Genomic DNA, 15351 nt, shown 5'->3' on the forward strand with positions numbered 1-15351 from the left:
TTCCCTTCGCGAGCAATAACGATGGCGTCCCCCTTGCACCAACGGGACTGGCACCGGCACCTGACATTCGCGGAACCCTCTGTGTGAAACCCTCCTCCAACCCTCGCCCCGCCCACCGCATCACTGGAGCGCCCATGTCCCCGCAAGCCCCCGAATTCGACGGCCAGCGCTGGAGCAACGCCGAAGAAGACCGCATCGAAGTCGTCGCCGCCGATCCCTGCTGGCCCCGGCGCTTCACCGAAGAAGCCGCCGCCATCGCCCGGGCAGCCAGCCTTCCCGGCCTGGGCATCGAGCACATCGGCAGCACCGCCGTGCCGGGGCTGGACGCCAAGCCGATCATCGACATCCTCCTGCTGCCGCCACCGGGCAGCGATCCGCACCAACTGATCGAACCGCTGCAAGAACTGGGCTACCAGTACTGGGCCGAGAACCCCGACACCTCGCGGATGTTCTTCGTCAAAGGCATGCCCCCGCTGGGCAGCGGGCGCAGCCACCACGTCCACGTCATGGGCCTGAGCGACGCCTCGCGCCGCCTGCTGTTCCGCGACTGGCTGCGCACCCACCCCGACGACGCGCAGCTCTACGCCCAGGTAAAGCACGAACTGGCGAAGCGCTTCCCCACTGACCGCGACGCCTACACCGAAGGCAAGGACGAAGTCGTCGCGCAGATACTCGGCCGCGCGCTCAATCCGCCCGAGCACCACCGCGACGGCGAAGCAGCCCACGGCGGCGAAATCCAGGGGCCGGACAGCCGCTGAAGAACGCCACGCGTTAATCCGCCGTTAATCCAGCCGGCCGAAGCTCGGGGCTCCCCTTCAGGAGGAAGTCCCATGCTCAAGCTCTCCGTGGTCACCTTCGCCTGCGTCACCCTGGTCGGCTGCGCCGACTCCCCGCACTTCAGCCACTTCAACGCCATCGAATCGCCGGTGCGCGAATCCTTCGGCGAAGACAACCTCGAACGCCAGCCCACCCGCGTGCGCCTGCAAAGCGACGATTACTCGGCGCAACAACAGCGGATGATGTGGGGCCAGTGACGCCGCAACACCTCGGCAGACCGCGCCAGCGGCTGCCGATTGCGCTATAACGCTTGCTCCCCCAAGGCACAGGAACGGACACCATGGCCTTCGACTGGCACAGCGACCCGATCACCCGCCAGACCCCGCTCGACGCCCACTACCGCAACACCCAGAACGTCCGCCGCTTCATGACCGAGCACTGCGGCGAAGGCTTCCATTTCGACCGCGCCTTCATGGCCTGGGTACGCAGCGACGCGCCAGCGGACATGGGGGCAGTGGTGGATGAGTGGCGCCGCCGCAAGCAAGGGAAGGGCTGAATGCACCAACCGACATTCACGCCCGAGGGGGTATGCCATCGCACCGGCCTCGGCAAGCAGGACAAACTCGTGCGCCAATGGCTAGTCGGTATTCCGCTTGCCGACAGGACAGAGTTCCTCAGGCAGCTCTGGCCGCTGAACTACCGGTACGCGCTCGATCTCTTCCAGGCCGCGCAGCTTCCCGCCAATGAGAACAGGCAACTGGTGCGGCATTGGCTTCGCTCAGGCCATCACAATGCAGCACAGGCGCTTATCCAGCGGGCGACTCCTGTCCTGGGAGAGAAGACGTTCTGGCGGATTGCCTCAGAGGAAACACTGACTTCTGCCATGCGTGACTTTCTGAACTACTACGGCGGCAATCTTCTGGACGAGGCGCGCCTGACCTCAACAGCCGTCAGCGTTGACTCCAGCTCCCAGCCATAGCGTGAAGCTGCCATCGCGGATCGGCATCGCCTGCCGCACCACGCTGTAGCGCAGCGGCAGCACGCCGCCGGTGCTGACCTTCAACCGGTCAGCCAGCGCCAGCACCTCCTCGAAGGAAGCCTCCGGCAGGTACTTGTTGAAGGAGTAGCTGTCGCGGCCGATCAGCACCTGCACCGCGTACACGTCCTGCCCGACCGGGTCGTAGACCAGCAGCCCCTGCAACTCGATGCCCGCCGGCAACCGGAACAGCGCCCGCACCAGCAGCAACGAAACACCGGGCGCCACCTCCGCCGCCGTCGCCAGCGGCACCAGGAACACCTCCTCGCGAGCGCCGTCCTGCCAGCGCCACAGGTCGCTCAGTTCCAGATGGTCTTCGGTGAACTGGTCCAGTCTGACCATGGCTCGACTCATCCTTGCGGGAATGCCTGCCGCGACCTCGGGACAGCGTGTTTACTAAGGCCCTAGCCGTCCACGTCCGGGGCAATTTGCCCACGCGCAGCGTCTGTTTCGCCCTTCCACAGCCAAAGTTCGTATTCCGGAAAGGCGGCGATCACCTGCTCGAGGTCTTCCACTCGCGTTTTGGTCTTCAGGTCCGTGGCGACGGTCTGCCAGCGGCGGCGGTTGCTGTTGGCAGTTTCAGCTGCCAATCGCGCAGGCCCCAAGTGGCGAACAAGAACCCTAAGGCGTTCTTCGATCATAAAGTCGCTCGCAGAAACTAACGAAATATTTGACTGACGAATAATTCGTCTATAGCCTCAAACGGAATGACGAAATATTCGTCAAGCACGTTAGCCATTTGAACTGTCAGGCTTGAAGCGCTGCTCGACCGATTCAAGGCTTGGTCAACTGCTGGCCTTGCCGTGCAAGGAACCACCGTGGTCCATCGATGCGAATAGTGAATCAATGGATATAGAACTGGAAGCCCAAGACGGGCGGCCCGGCTGGACCGGCCGAAAAGTGCCAATCAAGGGTCTCGCAAGGAGCTGTGCATGGCTGGCTACGACTTCTCCACTGCAATAGCGCTGATAGGGAAATTCGCCCTGGTAGAAACGGCCCACGGCGAAGGCTCCGCTCCTGGCTGGTACTGCGTGCAAATCCTGGGGGTTGTACCGCCATTGGAAGGAGTTTTTGCCCACCCCTATTTTCTGGTGCGCGACATTCCATTCGAGTCCGATCTGCCGGAAGAGCTGTTCTGGGAAGAAATCAGGTCTCTTCAGGTATTGGATTCGGAGGAAGTACAAGCATGGAAGAACAGCGGGTTGCCCTCAGGAGTATCCCCATGACCCGATACGGCTCGGCGAATCCCATATCCCTGCTCGGCCAGTACGCATTGGTATCCACCACCTGCGACGCCGACCCCACCCCGGAACTGCACTGCATCCAGATCGTCGGCGTGGTGCCTCCGCTGGATCAGATCATCAGCCGCCCCTACTTCCTGGTGATGGACCAAACGCTCCGCCGCCCTTATCCACAGGAGATGTTCTGGCACAACATCCAGTCGCTGAAGGTTCTCGAACCGGGAGAGGTGGAAGCCTGCAAAGACCTGATTCCCCAGGACGGGATCATGATGTGCTGACGCGGCCTGCCAGAGACCTTTTGATCGCGGGCGTAACATCGGCGCCTGCGGCACCCGCAGACAAAAAGTACTTTGAATCGCTCCGCAATCGAGTACGAGCGCGACAAACCGCGCGGACCGAAGCAAAGGAAATTGGCGGAAGGCAGTGAGAGTCGAACTCACCCAGGAACGGCTGCCGTCCCCCACCGGGTTTGAAGCCCGGCCACGCCACCGGGCGTGATTGCCTTCCCTGGTCAGAAGCCGGCTGCACGAAGGCAGCGGCGAAAGCGGGAGCCCGGATGTTGCCATCATTGCCATGACCGATGCCAGCGCAGCGATGCCGCAGCAGCCAATCCATCACCCAACCCCACCCGCCACCGAACAAGCGAGCCCCCATGGGAAACCTGCTGTTGAGCCGCAACATCTTCGAAGCCATTCACCTCTTCGTCGACCCGGAATGCTCCGACGAAGAACTCATCCGCCAACTACGCAGCCAAAAGCTGGTGATCCGAATCGGCAGAGTGCAGGACCAGCAAGTGCGACTCGTCATCGCCGCGCCGCCCTGCGTCCGAGTTCTGCGCGAGGAACTGCTGCCGGCGGACGCGCATCAGTATCGCCGCGCGAAGAACAACCCACTCTGACGGATCGACTGCGCCCCTAAAGCATTCACCTTCGACGAAGCCCCTTCCCTACCCCTTCAGAAAGTAGGAGTATCTACTGGCACAATGACAGTGCAGCACAACTCAAGGGACTGAGTGCAGATGAAAGCAGACTGGGACGACGCCCCGCAGCACCTCAGGCGCAAACGCCAAAGCGCTGCAAAGTGGGTGGTTGCCGTTACCCTCGGAGTCGCCTTCACCGCACTGGCCGCCTACGTGGCCGATCACAAGCTCCCTTTCCCACCTGAGCCACCAATCGCCCAGGCGCCTCCCGCAGAAAGCTACACGCCTAAATACAAATTCAACGAACCTACCGGCCAGCGCGAGGCGACGCCAGAGCAACTGTTCTGGGATGACGTAAACAAGCGCAACCGCCAGCAGGCCCAGCCAAAGCAAACCGTCTACAACGACACCAACTACGTTCCCAAGGGCGCCACAAACGTCGTGGACATGGAAGCCGTGCGCCAATCCGAGGCGTACCGGAACCCCACTGCGGCATCGAGCAGGTCGTCCCGCAATAGCATCGAGCAGTCCGGCGCCTGGGTCGATAAGTGGAGCGGTGGCGCGCATTACTTCGCAGAGTGGACGGTATTCAATAATTACATTGACGATACCTCGGTATGCGCCAATCACAAGCGAGGATCAATTTATTATCGCGAATGCAGAAAAGGAGCTAAGCAATTCTTCAAAGAAGAATGCCGCTCCTGGGAAGGCAGATGGCAAAGCGATCGCAAGCCAAACAGCGATTATATGAAGCAGCGATATTGCTCTGCGGCGAGTAGCTTCAACCCTATGGGTTGAAGGTTCCGAGTAGATAAAAAGGCAATTGCAGGAGCAGAAATGGCCAAAATAATCATGCTTGTTCACGGTCTCGGCGGGACGGCAGACGAAACATGGGGAAAATTTCCAGAATTTCTCAAGTCAGACGCAGACATCGACTTTGACGTATTACAATTTGGATATACATCACCTCCCTTATATAAATTCTGGAAACGCGCCCCTAACATAACCAACATTGCAAATGCCTTAATTACAGAGCTAACACACAGGTGTGATATAGAGAATGACGAGATCATTCTCGCAGGACATAGCCTGGGTGGTTTGATAGTAAGGAAGGCCCTATTAAGACTGAAAGCAAAGAGCCAAAACCATAAGATCCAAAAAGTTTGCTTCTTCGATACCCCTCATAACGGCTCAAATTACGCAAACATCGGAAAGTACATCACCTTCCGAAATAGACATTTAAAACAGCTCTGCACCGACGCAGGCGAATTGGACGACCTCAACGATCAGTGGGTCGATCAAAAGCTAAGCAACCAATTCGAGATACTAACTGCCTTAGCTGAAAATGACGACATCGTCTCGCCAAATAGTGCAAAAGGTCTATTCAGGGAAGGGCAAGTCGAGACCATACCGAATACCGACCATATCAGCATCGTCAAGCCAAGCTCACCAGATGACATCTCATATTTAGTTTTCAAGAGATTTGCATTAAAAAAAAAGTCCGTCCTGAAATATAAAAATGCAGCATCAAGGACCTTGGATGAATGGCAAAAAATTGAGAGGCCTCACTCATATAAATTTGTTGCAGACCCAAAGAGAACCTTACAACTTGAAAGTCTAATCGACGCGATTTCACAAAAGAAAATGATTATTCGCCTTACAGGCGCCTCCGGGCTAGGCAAAAGTCGACTAATCATAGAGGCAATATCTAGAACAGGGATTAGTAGTGATGAAATTCTTATTTACGACGCACCTGAGTATGAAAAAGAGATAAAAGCCAGCCTAAGGATGTCTATATCAGATCTAGCAGGAGGAATTGCTATAGTCGATAACTGCAGCGCAGAACTGCACGAGGCTCTACAACGAGAAAAGAAAAACAGCGACTCACCGCTATCCATCATAACAGTCGGATATAGCCAAGAAATATTAGAAGACACAATACAAATAAACTTAGACCCACTGAGTGATGGGCCAATAATAGAACTACTAACACCCATCCTAACAAACATGGACACTCAAAACATCGAGCGAGTAGCCAAATTCTCCCAAGGCTATCCACTATTAGCAGTGCTTCTCGCCGAGCAATATAAAAGCGAAGGCAGACTTTCCACTGCAGTTACAACTTCGAGCATCAGTAGAAAGCTAATTGATGGTGACCAAGGCGCGACAGACGACGAGAAAAACATACTATCCGCTTGCGCCTTATTTGATATATTCGGCGTTGAAGGGCAAAACGCGCGAGAAGAAGCAAACTACATTGCAACAAAGATCGCAAACTCGAATCTGACGTCCTTCGACAGAACAATTAGCAGATTCACTCAAAGACAAATCATTCACAGAGCAGGAAGATATGCGCGCCTCATCCCTAAGCCATTAGCTTTAACGCTTGCAGAGAAATGGTGGAATGAAACAACTTTCGACACTCAACGCGAATTAATTGAAAGCCTCCCGGAATCATTAAACGCCAGCTTCTGCCAGCAAGTTTCATACTTAGACTCCATTCCAAACGTCCAAAGCTTCATAGAGAAAATGTGCGGTCCAGAAGGCCCTTTTGGACAAGCGGAACTGTTGCTTACAGAGAAGGGTTCGAGACTATTCCGCGAATTAGTTGAAGTGAACCCATCCCCTTTAAATAATGCACTTTACAGAACACTTTCATCCCTACCCAATGAGAAAATATTAGACATCAAAGGCGACATTAGAAGAAATATCGTTTGGGGTTTGGAGAAAGTCACATTCCATGATGCCCTGTTCCAAAAGGCCGCCACGTCTTTATTGCTTTTAGCATCGGCGGAAAATGAGACATGGAGCAACAACGCAACTGGAGTATTTTCTCAGCTTTTCCAATTACACTTATCTGGCACCTCTGCGCCGCCCTCAACTAGGTTCAGCTTAATTCGAGAAGCGCTACACTCAGAAAATGAGAGTTTTTACCCTCCCATTCTCGCCGCACTGGAGAAATCCGTTAACACTTATGGAGGGTCCAGAGTCGTAGGGGCAGAATTCCAAGGAACCAAGGCACCCCTAAAAGAATGGACTCCGAATACCGTAGAAGACATAATAAATTTCTGGGACTCATCTTACAATATTATACTTGAAATAGCGTTAAACAAAGATCAGCACCGCCAAGCTGCCATCGACATTATTGGCCATTCAATCAGAGGCATGATAAGAAGCGGCTACATTTGCCCTTTAGATGAAATCATCAAAAAAATTATAACCCTCCAAGGCCGTTACTGGCCATCCGCACTGAGCGGAATAAAAGACGCAATAGAATACGACAAGGAAGCTTTATCTGAAGATCAATATTCTAAGCTAGAAGAATGGTTAACCTTATTATCTCCGGACGAATCGAATCTCCCAGAAAAACTCAAAATCCTTGTAATAAACCCCCCATGGGAACATAGAAAAGACAACGACAGCCACTACGTAGACGTGGCAGCAATTAAGGCTGAAGAGTTGGGGAAATCCTTAGCTCAAGAACCAGATGAACTATGCCTTTATCTCCCTCAATTATTAGAAGGAGAGCAAAAGCAAACTTATTCCTTTGCACGCGCCCTTGCACTTAACACCCCCCATATAGACGACATATTATCGCTAGCAGTCAAGGCGCTACCAGAGAACAACCCAAACATTTCCTTCATCTTGGGAGTATTTAGAGCAGAGAATGAGAAATCAGAAGCTCACTGGGAACACCTGCTAGAACGATATATGCATCATCCAAAGCTTCAAAATAACTATATACGACTAGTATCAACCGGCACACTTAGAAGCCACCACCTCTTGAGTTTACTTAAGCTTATCAAAAGTGGCTCAGCGACCGTTGATAGCGCAGATTCACTTAGCTATGGAAGCATCACCGACAATATCGCCTCAAAAGAATTAGCAAAGTTCTGCATCGAAATATCGAACTTAAGCCAAGAAGGGGCTTGGGTCGCTCTTAACATTCTGTTTATGCATCAATTCTCAAACAAAGAGAGACTCAGCGAAATCCGAGACGAAGCAGCACAAATTGCAACAAGCGTAAAACTAGGGAAAGATGAAACGATTAGAAATAGCGACCTGTATCACTGGAAGTCATTGCTCGAAGCTCTAAACGTATACTCAGACCCTAAACTAGCAGACATAGTTACTCGTCAAGTGTTATCGGGAGTACCACACGGATTCAATCATGGATATATTTGGCACGACATCAAGCCAGTACTGAGAAAAATTGCAGAAGCACTCCCTGAAATTATATGGCCACCATTCAGCGAAGCGATACTTTCCTCGCGAGGACTAGAGAGATATTGGCTGCAACAACTGCTAGATCGCGAAACAGGATTAGCCTCAAGTCAACCCAGTGTATTTAGTGCATTACCTGTAGAACTGACAATCGGCTGGTGTAGCAATCATCCAGATTTAGCCCCTGCATTCACAGGATCATGCATAGAAATATTTATTAACTCCGATGAAAAAATAGCCATAAGCAAACTTGCCATCGAACTCATCAAGAACTTCGGCGACATTCCTGAAGTAACTAGAGCAATTTCAGCAAATATGTTTTCGCGCGGTTGGTCTGGTTCCCTCGTACCTTATTTAAAGGAAGAAAAGAGGGCATTTGAAGAATTAATTGAACACCCAAACGCCAAGGTCAGAGCATGGGCAAAAGAGTGTATCAGCAACATAGAACAAAGAATCTCTCAAGAATCCACAAGAGATAGCGAGTGGGAGATCGGAAAGTTCTAAAAACCGGGATGATCCAGCCTGAGCCGGGCTATATCATCCCGAAATATCAAGTCTGGACCTGTCGAAAAAGTGTCCAAATCAACGGAGCGAAAAGGCACGAATCCTCTCTGGAAGCAGCCGGATAATCACAGTTTCGTACACAATGAAATTATCTGGAACGCTGGCTTCAAGGGTTCGATTCCCTATGCTTGGAAGCACCCAGCCCGCTGCTGCCCGTGCGAAAGGCGCGCACCAGCCAGACACTGCTATCCACCGAAGGCGAGTGTCTTCCAAATGCGCTCAAGAGAACTGACTAAGCGCGCATAGGCTCCTAAAAGCGCTGCCCCTTCCTAGGCTTAGCGATGATTTGCCAATCATCTTCATAGACCACGGCGCCCGGGTCCGCTGTCCGAAGTACTTCGACGTAAAAACCATGGGGTTCCAGAATGCCCTTTAGCTGCCACATATGCTGAATAGCTTCACTGGCAGCCGGCTTGAACCATGAGATGGCGCGACGATGTTCTTCCGCCTTAAGGACACCCGGTACAAACAAGTGCTCGTTGAACCAAGCCAAGCAGTTTCGTAGCTCGGAGTGTTCGCCACTAGTGAGGTCGCCGTTATCGCGAAGCTCATGGGCACAAACCAGGATTCCGGTTGTTTGGCCCGAGTCAGGGTCCATTGCCAGCGTGGTAAACCGGACGAGCATACCTACTTGATCCTCGCTGAAACGGCTGCAATTGGCCGCTAGCAGACATCAGACACCTGTCGAAAATGTGTCGAAATCAATGGCACGAAAAGCTACGGAATGGGACATCAAACCGGCAAAAACAGTGGCATTGGAACGTATAGCAACGCATCAAAGCACGGTTTTAGAGGGTTTGAAGCCCGGCCACTCCACCGGGCGTGATTGCCTTCCCTGGTCAGAAGCCGGCTGCACGAAGGCAGCGGCGAAAGCGGGAGCCCGGATGTTGCCATCATTGCCATGACCGATGCCAGCGCAGCGATACCGCAGCGGGCACCGCGTCGCTCGACAAGCCCCGCGCAGCCCGGCCATGACATTCTGGCCAAATAACATCAAAACGCTATTTATTAGCCAGAAAAAGGCAGCGAACTAGCTGCCCCTGCTCTACCCTCGCTAGCACTACCCAGGGAGCTCCACGGCATGAAGCCCACTCTACCCATCCTCGATATTTCCCCACACTTGGGCATCGGTCCGGTCTGTCTCGGCGATACGCGGGCCATGGCGCGGGACGCGCTGGCCGCCGTGGGTTTCCCGCTGGAGTCGTCCAACGGGCCGACGGATTACTTCTGTCAGGCGGCGATCCAGACCGAGTGCGACGAGCAGGGACACATCTGGTTCATCGGCCTGTCGCAGAGCGAGCAGTACCTCGCGCGCTACCAGGGCGTGGATGTGTTTGCGCTGGCGGCCGGTGAGCTGTTCTCGCTGATCGCCTCGGCGGACGACTCCGGCGCGCACGAATTCAACGACGGCGAGTACCTGTTTCCGGGGCAGATCATCACGCTGTGGGACGCGGACGAGCAGTACGACCGCCAGGGCAACGAGACGCGCCCGGTCTGGGCTCAGGTGGGCATCGGCAATACTGCGTACGTCGAGGCGGTCTCGGCCCTTTGACCCGTGAGCGGACTTTGCAGCGCCTCGGGCTCTATGCTTGTCCTGCACGCTGACAAGGGAACTCCATGCTGAACGCGAAACTCACCAGGGCGCTGCTCTGGCTGGTCATCCTCATCCTCGCCATCGCCGTGCTGGCGCTGGGGCTGCGGGTCGCCGCGCTGCGCAACATCCCGCCGCTGGAGCCCTGGCACACCTGGGTGCCGGAGGACCTGCACAGCGACGCCATTGACCGCACCGACTGGGCCGGCTACCTGGCCGCCGAGGACAAGCTGATGCAGGCCATGCGCAAGGAAATGGCGGCCAGCCTGCAACCCTTCGAGCGCGTGGCTTACAACCGCTACTTCGACCAGAGCCAGGTCTACCCCGGCCACTTCGCCACCGACTGGAATCGCTCCTACGAGATGCGCCCCGCCGGTGAAGTGCGCGGCGCGGCGGTGCTGCTGCACGGGCTGACCGATTCGCCCTACAGCCTGCGCCACCTGGGCGAGCACCTGCGGCAGCAGGGTTTCGTGGTGATCGCGATCCGCATGCCGGGCCACGGCACCGTGCCGGCCGGGCTCACCGATGCGGACTGGGAGGACTGGATGGCTGCCACCCGGCTGGCTGTGCGCGAGGCCTCTGCGCAAATGCCCAAGGGTGCGCCGCTGCTGATGGTGGGCTTTTCCAACGGCGGCGCGCTGGCGATGAAGTACAGCCTGGATGCGCTGGGCGACCCGAGCCTGACGATGCCGAAACAGGTGGTGCTGATCTCGCCGATGATCGGCGTGACCCGCTATGCGCAGTTCGCCGGATTGGCGGGCTTGCCGGCGTTGCTGCCGGCCTTCGCCAAGGCGGCGTGGTTGAGCGTGCTGCCGGAGTTCAACCCGTTCAAGTACAACTCCTTCCCCATCGCGGCGGCACGCCAGACGGTGGAGCTGACCGATGCCGTGCAGGGCAGCCTGGAGAGCGCCAGCCGCATCGGCAACCTCGCGCGCCTGCCGCCGATCCTCACCTTCCAGTCGCTTGCCGACAGCACCGTCAGCACCCCGGCGGTGATCAGCAACCTCTACGACCGCTTGCCGGACAACGGCAGCGAACTGGTGCTGTTCGACCTCAATCGCTCGCTGAACTACGGCCCGCTGCTGCGCCCGGAAATGGCCACGCTCGGCGACCGCCTGCTGCCCGAGCGCCAGCGCAACTATGACCTGACGGTGATTTCCAACAGCCCGCAGAGCAGCCAGACCAGCGCCCTGCACACCCCGGCCCACAGCCAGCAGCAGGAGAGCCAGCCGCTGGCGGCCAGCTACCCACCGGACCTGTTCTCCCTCTCCCACGTGGCACTGCCCTTCCCGCCCGACGACACGCTCTACGGCCAGCATCCACAGGCCGGCGAAGACTTCGGCATCCACCTGGGCACCCTCACGCCGCGCGGTGAACGCGGCGTACTGATCGTCGGGCTGGACCTGTTCCAGCGGGTGACCTCAAACCCGTTCTATGACTACCTCGTGCAACGGGTCGATCGGGTGTTGCCGTCGCGCTAGCGCTTGCCCACGTCCAGCACGACGGCAATCAGGGTGACGGCGATGAACAGCAGAATCAGCCAGGAACTCATTGGACCCACTCCCCGGTAGTGAACAGGGCTATCGAGGGGCGTGGGGAGGGGGAGTTCAGAAAGTTTCTTCAGCGGTCGACTGCGCCAGCGCCGAATCCTCCCTGACCCTCCGCTCATTACCGATGCGGCGGGTGAAGCCGATGCGGTCGAAGTACTCCAGCAGCTGGATGCAGCGCTTGCGGCCGATGCCGATGCGGTCGCGGAAGGCGGCGGCGCGGATGATGCCGGCTTCGTCACGCAGGTGCAGGGCGTGACCGGCGAGTTGGCGCACGGCCTGGTCTGGGTAGAACAGGTCCTTCACCACCTGGTGCAGTTGGCCCAGGCGCGCGAGCTTGCGCAGCAACAGGCGCACGTCGCCCTCCTCCGCCTTCAGTTCGCGGGCGAGGTCGCGCACCCAGGGCGGATCGAAGACGCCGGCCAGCAGCAACGGCCATAGACGCTCACGCAGCTTTTCGTCGGCTTCGCCCAGCTGCACGCGATGGTCCGGCAGGTGCAGCCAGGGCCCGCTGCTGTCGATGCGACGGTCTGCCAGCAGGCTTTCCAGCAGGGCGATGAAGATCGGCCGCTCCAATTGCGGCAAGGCGTAGCGGCGCAGGCGGTCGCGGTCGGGGCCGAGTTCGTCGGGAGCGTCTTCGTGGAAGGCCTGCAGCTCGGCCAGCAACTGTTCCTGCAACGTCGTCCAGCGCTCTGTCGCGAACAGCCGAGGCCCGAGGCGCGTGCCAATTTCGGCCAGTTCGGCAGGCAGACTCCAGCCCTCGCGGGGACGGTTGAACTGGCGCGCCAGCAGGGCCGGATCAAGACCGTTGCTGGCATGTGCGAGCAGGGTCGGCAGGGCACTTTCCAGGCTGTCGCCTTGCAGAGCACGCAACTGCTCCAGGCGCTCCGGGCTGCGGCGATTGCGGGCGGGAGCGAAAGGGTCGAGCACGCGCCCGCCACCGAGAGTGCGTTGCGCGGACTGGTCGCGCAACACCAGGTGGTCGCCATGCACGGCGTGGCTGGGCACATTCAGCACCAGCTGCGCGAAGGCTCGCTCACCGGGCTGCAGGCGCTCGCCTTCGAGCAGCGCAACGCGGCCGGTGACGTCCTGCGCGCCGAGGTGCACATGCACCGGCGTCCAGTGGGCGAAGGCGCGGGTTTCGCTGGGCAGCAGGTACAGGTCGATATCGACGCGCGTGGTCGGCGCATGGAGTTCAGGGGCGATCAGCCAGTCGCCCCGGCGAATCTGTTCGAGGTTCAGGCGCTCGCCAGCGATGTTCACCGCTACGCGCTGGCCGGCATGGGCCTGCTGCGCTTCGCGGTTCTGTGCGTGCAGGCCGCGCACGCGAACTCGGCGGCCAGCGTTGCCGAGCAGCAATTCATCACCGACGTTCACGCTGCCAGCGAAGGCCGTTCCGGTGACGACGACACCCGCACCGCTGACGCTGAAGGCGCGGTCCACGGCCAGGCGGAAGCCACCATTGGCAGCTCGTTCGCGGATTTCGCCAGCTGCGACGGTGAGCGCTTCACGCAACGCCTCGACTCCCGCGCCGCTGACGCTGGACAGCGGGAAGATCGGAGCATCGGCGAACGGTCCGTCGGCCAGCAGTTCACGCACTTCAGCGCTGGCCTGCTCCAACCGCTCGCTCGATACGCGATCGGCCTTGGTCAGCGCGACCATGGCGCGACGGATGCCGAGCAACTGCACGATGGCGAGGTGTTCGCGGGTCTGCGGCATCACACCATCATCGGCGGCCACCACCAGCACTACCAGGTCGATGCCGCTCGCGCCGGCGAGCATGTTGTGGACGAAGCGCTCGTGGCCCGGCACGTCGATGAAGCCAGTGAGTGAGCCATCACCAAGGTCGGCATAGACGTAACCGAGATCGATGGTGATGCCGCGCTCGCGCTCTGCCGGGCGGCGGTCGCCCTCTATGCCGGTGAGCGCGCGCAGCAGTGAGGTCTTGCCGTGGTCGATGTGGCCGGCGGTTCCGACTATCACGCCTCGTCCTCGGCCAGCAGCGGCAGTTGCGCGACGAAGCCGGGCTCGTCGTCGAGCTGGCGCAGGTCGAGCCACAGCGCGTCGTCGTCGATGCGCCCGAGCACCGGGATCGGCAGGCAGCGCAGGCGCTCTTCCAGGTCCAGCAGCGCGCGGCCGCGCTGGCGCTTGGGCTGGTTCGGGCGCAGGCACAGCGCAGCGCTGGGCAGGCGCGCGACCGGCTGGGCGCCGCTGCCGATCATGCCCAGGGCGTCCACGGCGCTGACATTCCAGCCTTCGCCCAGCAGCGTTGCGAGGGCGGGAGCGAGGCGCTGGGCCTGGAGGCGAATATCGGCCTGCGGGCGGCTGAGCAGGCGCAGGCTGGTGAGGCGTTCGGCGAGGCGGTCGGGGTCGCGGTAGAGGTTGAGCACTGCCTCCAGCGCGGCGAGGGTGAGCTTGTCCACGCGCAGGGCGCGCTTGAGCGGGTTCTTCTTGATCCGCCCGATCAGCTCCCTGCTGCCGAGGATCAGCCCGGCCTGCGGGCCACCGAGCAGCTTGTCGCCGCTGAAGGTGACGATGTCGGCGCCGTCGCGCAGGGCTTCCTGCACCGTCGGTTCCTTGGGCAGGCCCCAGCGGGTGAGGTCGACCAGGGTGCCACTGCCCAGGTCTTCCAGCAGCGGCAGGCCGTGGGCGTGGGCGATCTGCGCCAGCTGCGGGGTGGCGACGCTGGCGGTGAAGCCCTGCACGCTGTAGTTGCTGGTGTGTACGCGCATCAGCAGGCCGGAGCGCGGGCCGATCACGGCTTCGTAGTCCTTGGCGTGGGTACGGTTGGTGGTGCCGACCTCGACCAGCTTCACGCCGGCACGGGACATGATGTCGGGGATGCGGAAGGCGCCGCCGATCTCGATCAGCTCGCCGCGGGAGATGATGCCTTCCTTGCGCGCGCCCAGGCTATTGAGCGCCAGCAGTACGGCGGCGGCGTTGTTGTTGACCACGGTGACGGCTTCGGCGCCGGTCAGCTCGCGGATCAGCCCGGTGATCAGGTCGTCGCGATCGCCGCGCTTGCCGGTGGCCAAGTCGAATTCCAGGTTGAGCGGGTAGCGCGCGGCCAGCGTGATCGCTTCGATGGCTTCCTCGGGCAGCAAGGCGCGGCCGAGGTTGGTGTGCAGCACGGTGCCGGTGAGGTTGAACACCCGGCGTACGCGGCTGGCGTGGTGCGCGGCGAGACGCTCGCCAGCGCGGCCGGCGAGCACGGACTCTTCCAGCTCGATGGCGGCCAGCTGGCCGTGGCGTGCGGGATCACGCAGTTCATCGAGCAGGTCGCGCAGGGTCTTGAGCAGGGCCTCACGGCCATAGCGGTGCTGTAGCGGCTGGCAGGCCGGGCTGCGCAGCAGGCGGTCGATGGAGGGCAGACGTACCGAGGACATGGACGAACCTTCTGCTGGGAGCGATGGCTGGAATCAGTGTAGGGCGTATAACCGCTGGCGGTCATA

15 protein-coding genes and 1 tRNA gene are annotated in these 15351 nt (G+C 58.8%); 11 read left to right on the forward strand and 5 right to left on the reverse strand.

All coding sequences use genetic code 11. The features are described 5' to 3' along the window. Nucleotides 1–134 precede the first annotated feature (134 nt). The 4 genes from J2T47_RS10110 (at nucleotide 135) to J2T47_RS10125 (ending at nucleotide 1756) form a co-directional block, all read left to right on the forward strand. Nucleotides 135–758 carry a GrpB family protein gene (locus J2T47_RS10110; protein ID WP_253445497.1) on the forward strand — a complete coding sequence of 208 codons (624 nt, stop codon included), beginning with the start codon at nucleotides 135–137 and terminating at the stop codon, nucleotides 756–758. 72 nt (nucleotides 759–830) lie between these two features. After that, entirely contained in the window at nucleotides 831–1034 is a 204-nt protein-coding gene (locus J2T47_RS10115) for a hypothetical protein (protein ID WP_253445500.1), read from the forward strand. Nucleotides 1035–1117: 83 nt separating this feature from the next. Beyond that, entirely contained in the window at nucleotides 1118–1333 is a 216-nt protein-coding gene (locus tag J2T47_RS10120) for a DUF6434 domain-containing protein (protein WP_253445503.1), read from the forward strand. After that, nucleotides 1334–1756 (forward strand): hypothetical protein, encoded by a 423-nt coding sequence (locus J2T47_RS10125; protein ID WP_253445506.1) that lies wholly within the window; start codon nucleotides 1334–1336, stop codon nucleotides 1754–1756. Here the strand turns inward: J2T47_RS10125 and J2T47_RS10130 are convergent. Together J2T47_RS10130 and J2T47_RS10135 are read right to left on the reverse strand one after the other, a co-directional pair. Further along, entirely contained in the window at nucleotides 1718–2155 is a 438-nt protein-coding gene (locus J2T47_RS10130; RefSeq protein WP_253445509.1) for a hypothetical protein, read from the reverse strand. The two genes, J2T47_RS10125 and J2T47_RS10130, sit on opposite strands and share 39 nt — an antisense overlap. Nucleotides 2156–2217: 62 nt before the next feature. Next, a complete protein-coding gene (locus J2T47_RS10135) occupies nucleotides 2218–2454 on the reverse strand; it encodes a DNA-binding protein (RefSeq protein ID WP_253445512.1) in 237 nt (78 codons plus the stop codon). A gap of 291 nt (nucleotides 2455–2745) precedes the next feature. Here J2T47_RS10135 and J2T47_RS10140 point away from each other — a divergent pair, with 291 nt between their 5' ends. Both J2T47_RS10140 and J2T47_RS10145 read left to right on the forward strand, forming a co-directional pair. Beyond that, on the forward strand, nucleotides 2746–3039 hold the full coding sequence (locus J2T47_RS10140; RefSeq protein WP_253445515.1) for a hypothetical protein: 294 nt from the start codon (nucleotides 2746–2748) through the stop codon (nucleotides 3037–3039). Further along, a complete protein-coding gene (locus tag J2T47_RS10145) occupies nucleotides 3036–3332 on the forward strand; it encodes a hypothetical protein (RefSeq protein ID WP_253445518.1) in 297 nt (98 codons plus the stop codon). Before J2T47_RS10140 ends, J2T47_RS10145 begins: the two co-directional genes overlap by 4 nt. Nucleotides 3333–3465: 133 nt before the next feature. Here the strand turns inward: J2T47_RS10145 and J2T47_RS10150 are convergent. After that, nucleotides 3466–3561 (reverse strand) — tRNA-Sec (locus J2T47_RS10150). A 145-nt stretch (nucleotides 3562–3706) separates the two neighbouring features. On the opposite strand from J2T47_RS10150, the gene J2T47_RS10155 reads away from it, so the two are divergent. The 5 genes from J2T47_RS10155 to J2T47_RS10175 all read left to right on the forward strand — a co-directional run bounded on the left by J2T47_RS10155 (nucleotide 3707) and on the right by J2T47_RS10175 (nucleotide 11833). Continuing rightward, entirely contained in the window at nucleotides 3707–3952 is a 246-nt protein-coding gene (locus J2T47_RS10155; protein WP_253445522.1) for a carbon storage regulator, read from the forward strand. Between the two features lie 120 nt (nucleotides 3953–4072). Next, entirely contained in the window at nucleotides 4073–4771 is a 699-nt protein-coding gene (locus J2T47_RS10160; RefSeq protein WP_253445525.1) for a hypothetical protein, read from the forward strand. Between the two features lie 39 nt (nucleotides 4772–4810). Continuing rightward, nucleotides 4811–8701 carry an alpha/beta hydrolase gene (locus J2T47_RS10165; RefSeq protein WP_253445528.1) on the forward strand — a complete coding sequence of 1297 codons (3891 nt, stop codon included), beginning with the start codon at nucleotides 4811–4813 and terminating at the stop codon, nucleotides 8699–8701. A gap of 1141 nt (nucleotides 8702–9842) precedes the next feature. After that, entirely contained in the window at nucleotides 9843–10313 is a 471-nt protein-coding gene (locus J2T47_RS10170; RefSeq protein ID WP_253445531.1) for a hypothetical protein, read from the forward strand. 65 nt (nucleotides 10314–10378) lie between these two features. Continuing rightward, on the forward strand, nucleotides 10379–11833 hold the full coding sequence (locus tag J2T47_RS10175; RefSeq protein WP_253445534.1) for an alpha/beta hydrolase: 1455 nt from the start codon (nucleotides 10379–10381) through the stop codon (nucleotides 11831–11833). 126 nt (nucleotides 11834–11959) lie between these two features. Here J2T47_RS10175 and selB read toward each other — a convergent pair whose 3' ends face one another. Next, complete coding sequence (selB, locus tag J2T47_RS10180; protein WP_253445537.1) at nucleotides 11960–13882, reverse strand: selenocysteine-specific translation elongation factor; 1923 nt, start codon at nucleotides 13880–13882, stop codon at nucleotides 11960–11962. Next, on the reverse strand, nucleotides 13879–15285 hold the full coding sequence (gene selA / locus J2T47_RS10185) for an L-seryl-tRNA(Sec) selenium transferase (protein WP_253445541.1): 1407 nt from the start codon (nucleotides 15283–15285) through the stop codon (nucleotides 13879–13881). The genes selB and selA overlap by 4 nt, the downstream gene beginning before the upstream one ends. Between the last annotated feature and the right edge of the window lie 66 nt (nucleotides 15286–15351).

It is taken from the genome of Pseudomonas nitroreducens, from assembly GCF_024170165.1.
Taxonomy (GTDB): Bacteria; Pseudomonadota; Gammaproteobacteria; order Pseudomonadales; family Pseudomonadaceae; genus Pseudomonas; species Pseudomonas nitroreducens_C.

Coding starts and splice junctions, on each gene's coding strand:
- J2T47_RS10110 (WP_253445497.1), top strand. CDS start 135: ATGTCCCCGCAAGCCCCCGAATTCGACGGCCAGCGCTGGAGCAACGCC.
- J2T47_RS10115 (WP_253445500.1), top strand. CDS start 831: ATGCTCAAGCTCTCCGTGGTCACCTTCGCCTGCGTCACCCTGGTCGGC.
- J2T47_RS10120 (WP_253445503.1), top strand. CDS start 1,118: ATGGCCTTCGACTGGCACAGCGACCCGATCACCCGCCAGACCCCGCTC.
- J2T47_RS10125 (WP_253445506.1), top strand. CDS start 1,334: ATGCACCAACCGACATTCACGCCCGAGGGGGTATGCCATCGCACCGGC.
- J2T47_RS10130 (WP_253445509.1), bottom strand. CDS start 2,155: ATGGTCAGACTGGACCAGTTCACCGAAGACCATCTGGAACTGAGCGAC.
- J2T47_RS10135 (WP_253445512.1), bottom strand. CDS start 2,454: ATGATCGAAGAACGCCTTAGGGTTCTTGTTCGCCACTTGGGGCCTGCG.
- J2T47_RS10140 (WP_253445515.1), top strand. CDS start 2,746: ATGGCTGGCTACGACTTCTCCACTGCAATAGCGCTGATAGGGAAATTC.
- J2T47_RS10145 (WP_253445518.1), top strand. CDS start 3,036: ATGACCCGATACGGCTCGGCGAATCCCATATCCCTGCTCGGCCAGTAC.
- J2T47_RS10155 (WP_253445522.1), top strand. CDS start 3,707: ATGGGAAACCTGCTGTTGAGCCGCAACATCTTCGAAGCCATTCACCTC.
- J2T47_RS10160 (WP_253445525.1), top strand. CDS start 4,073: ATGAAAGCAGACTGGGACGACGCCCCGCAGCACCTCAGGCGCAAACGC.
- J2T47_RS10165 (WP_253445528.1), top strand. CDS start 4,811: ATGGCCAAAATAATCATGCTTGTTCACGGTCTCGGCGGGACGGCAGAC.
- J2T47_RS10170 (WP_253445531.1), top strand. CDS start 9,843: ATGAAGCCCACTCTACCCATCCTCGATATTTCCCCACACTTGGGCATC.
- J2T47_RS10175 (WP_253445534.1), top strand. CDS start 10,379: ATGCTGAACGCGAAACTCACCAGGGCGCTGCTCTGGCTGGTCATCCTC.
- selA (WP_253445541.1), bottom strand. CDS start 15,285: ATGTCCTCGGTACGTCTGCCCTCCATCGACCGCCTGCTGCGCAGCCCG.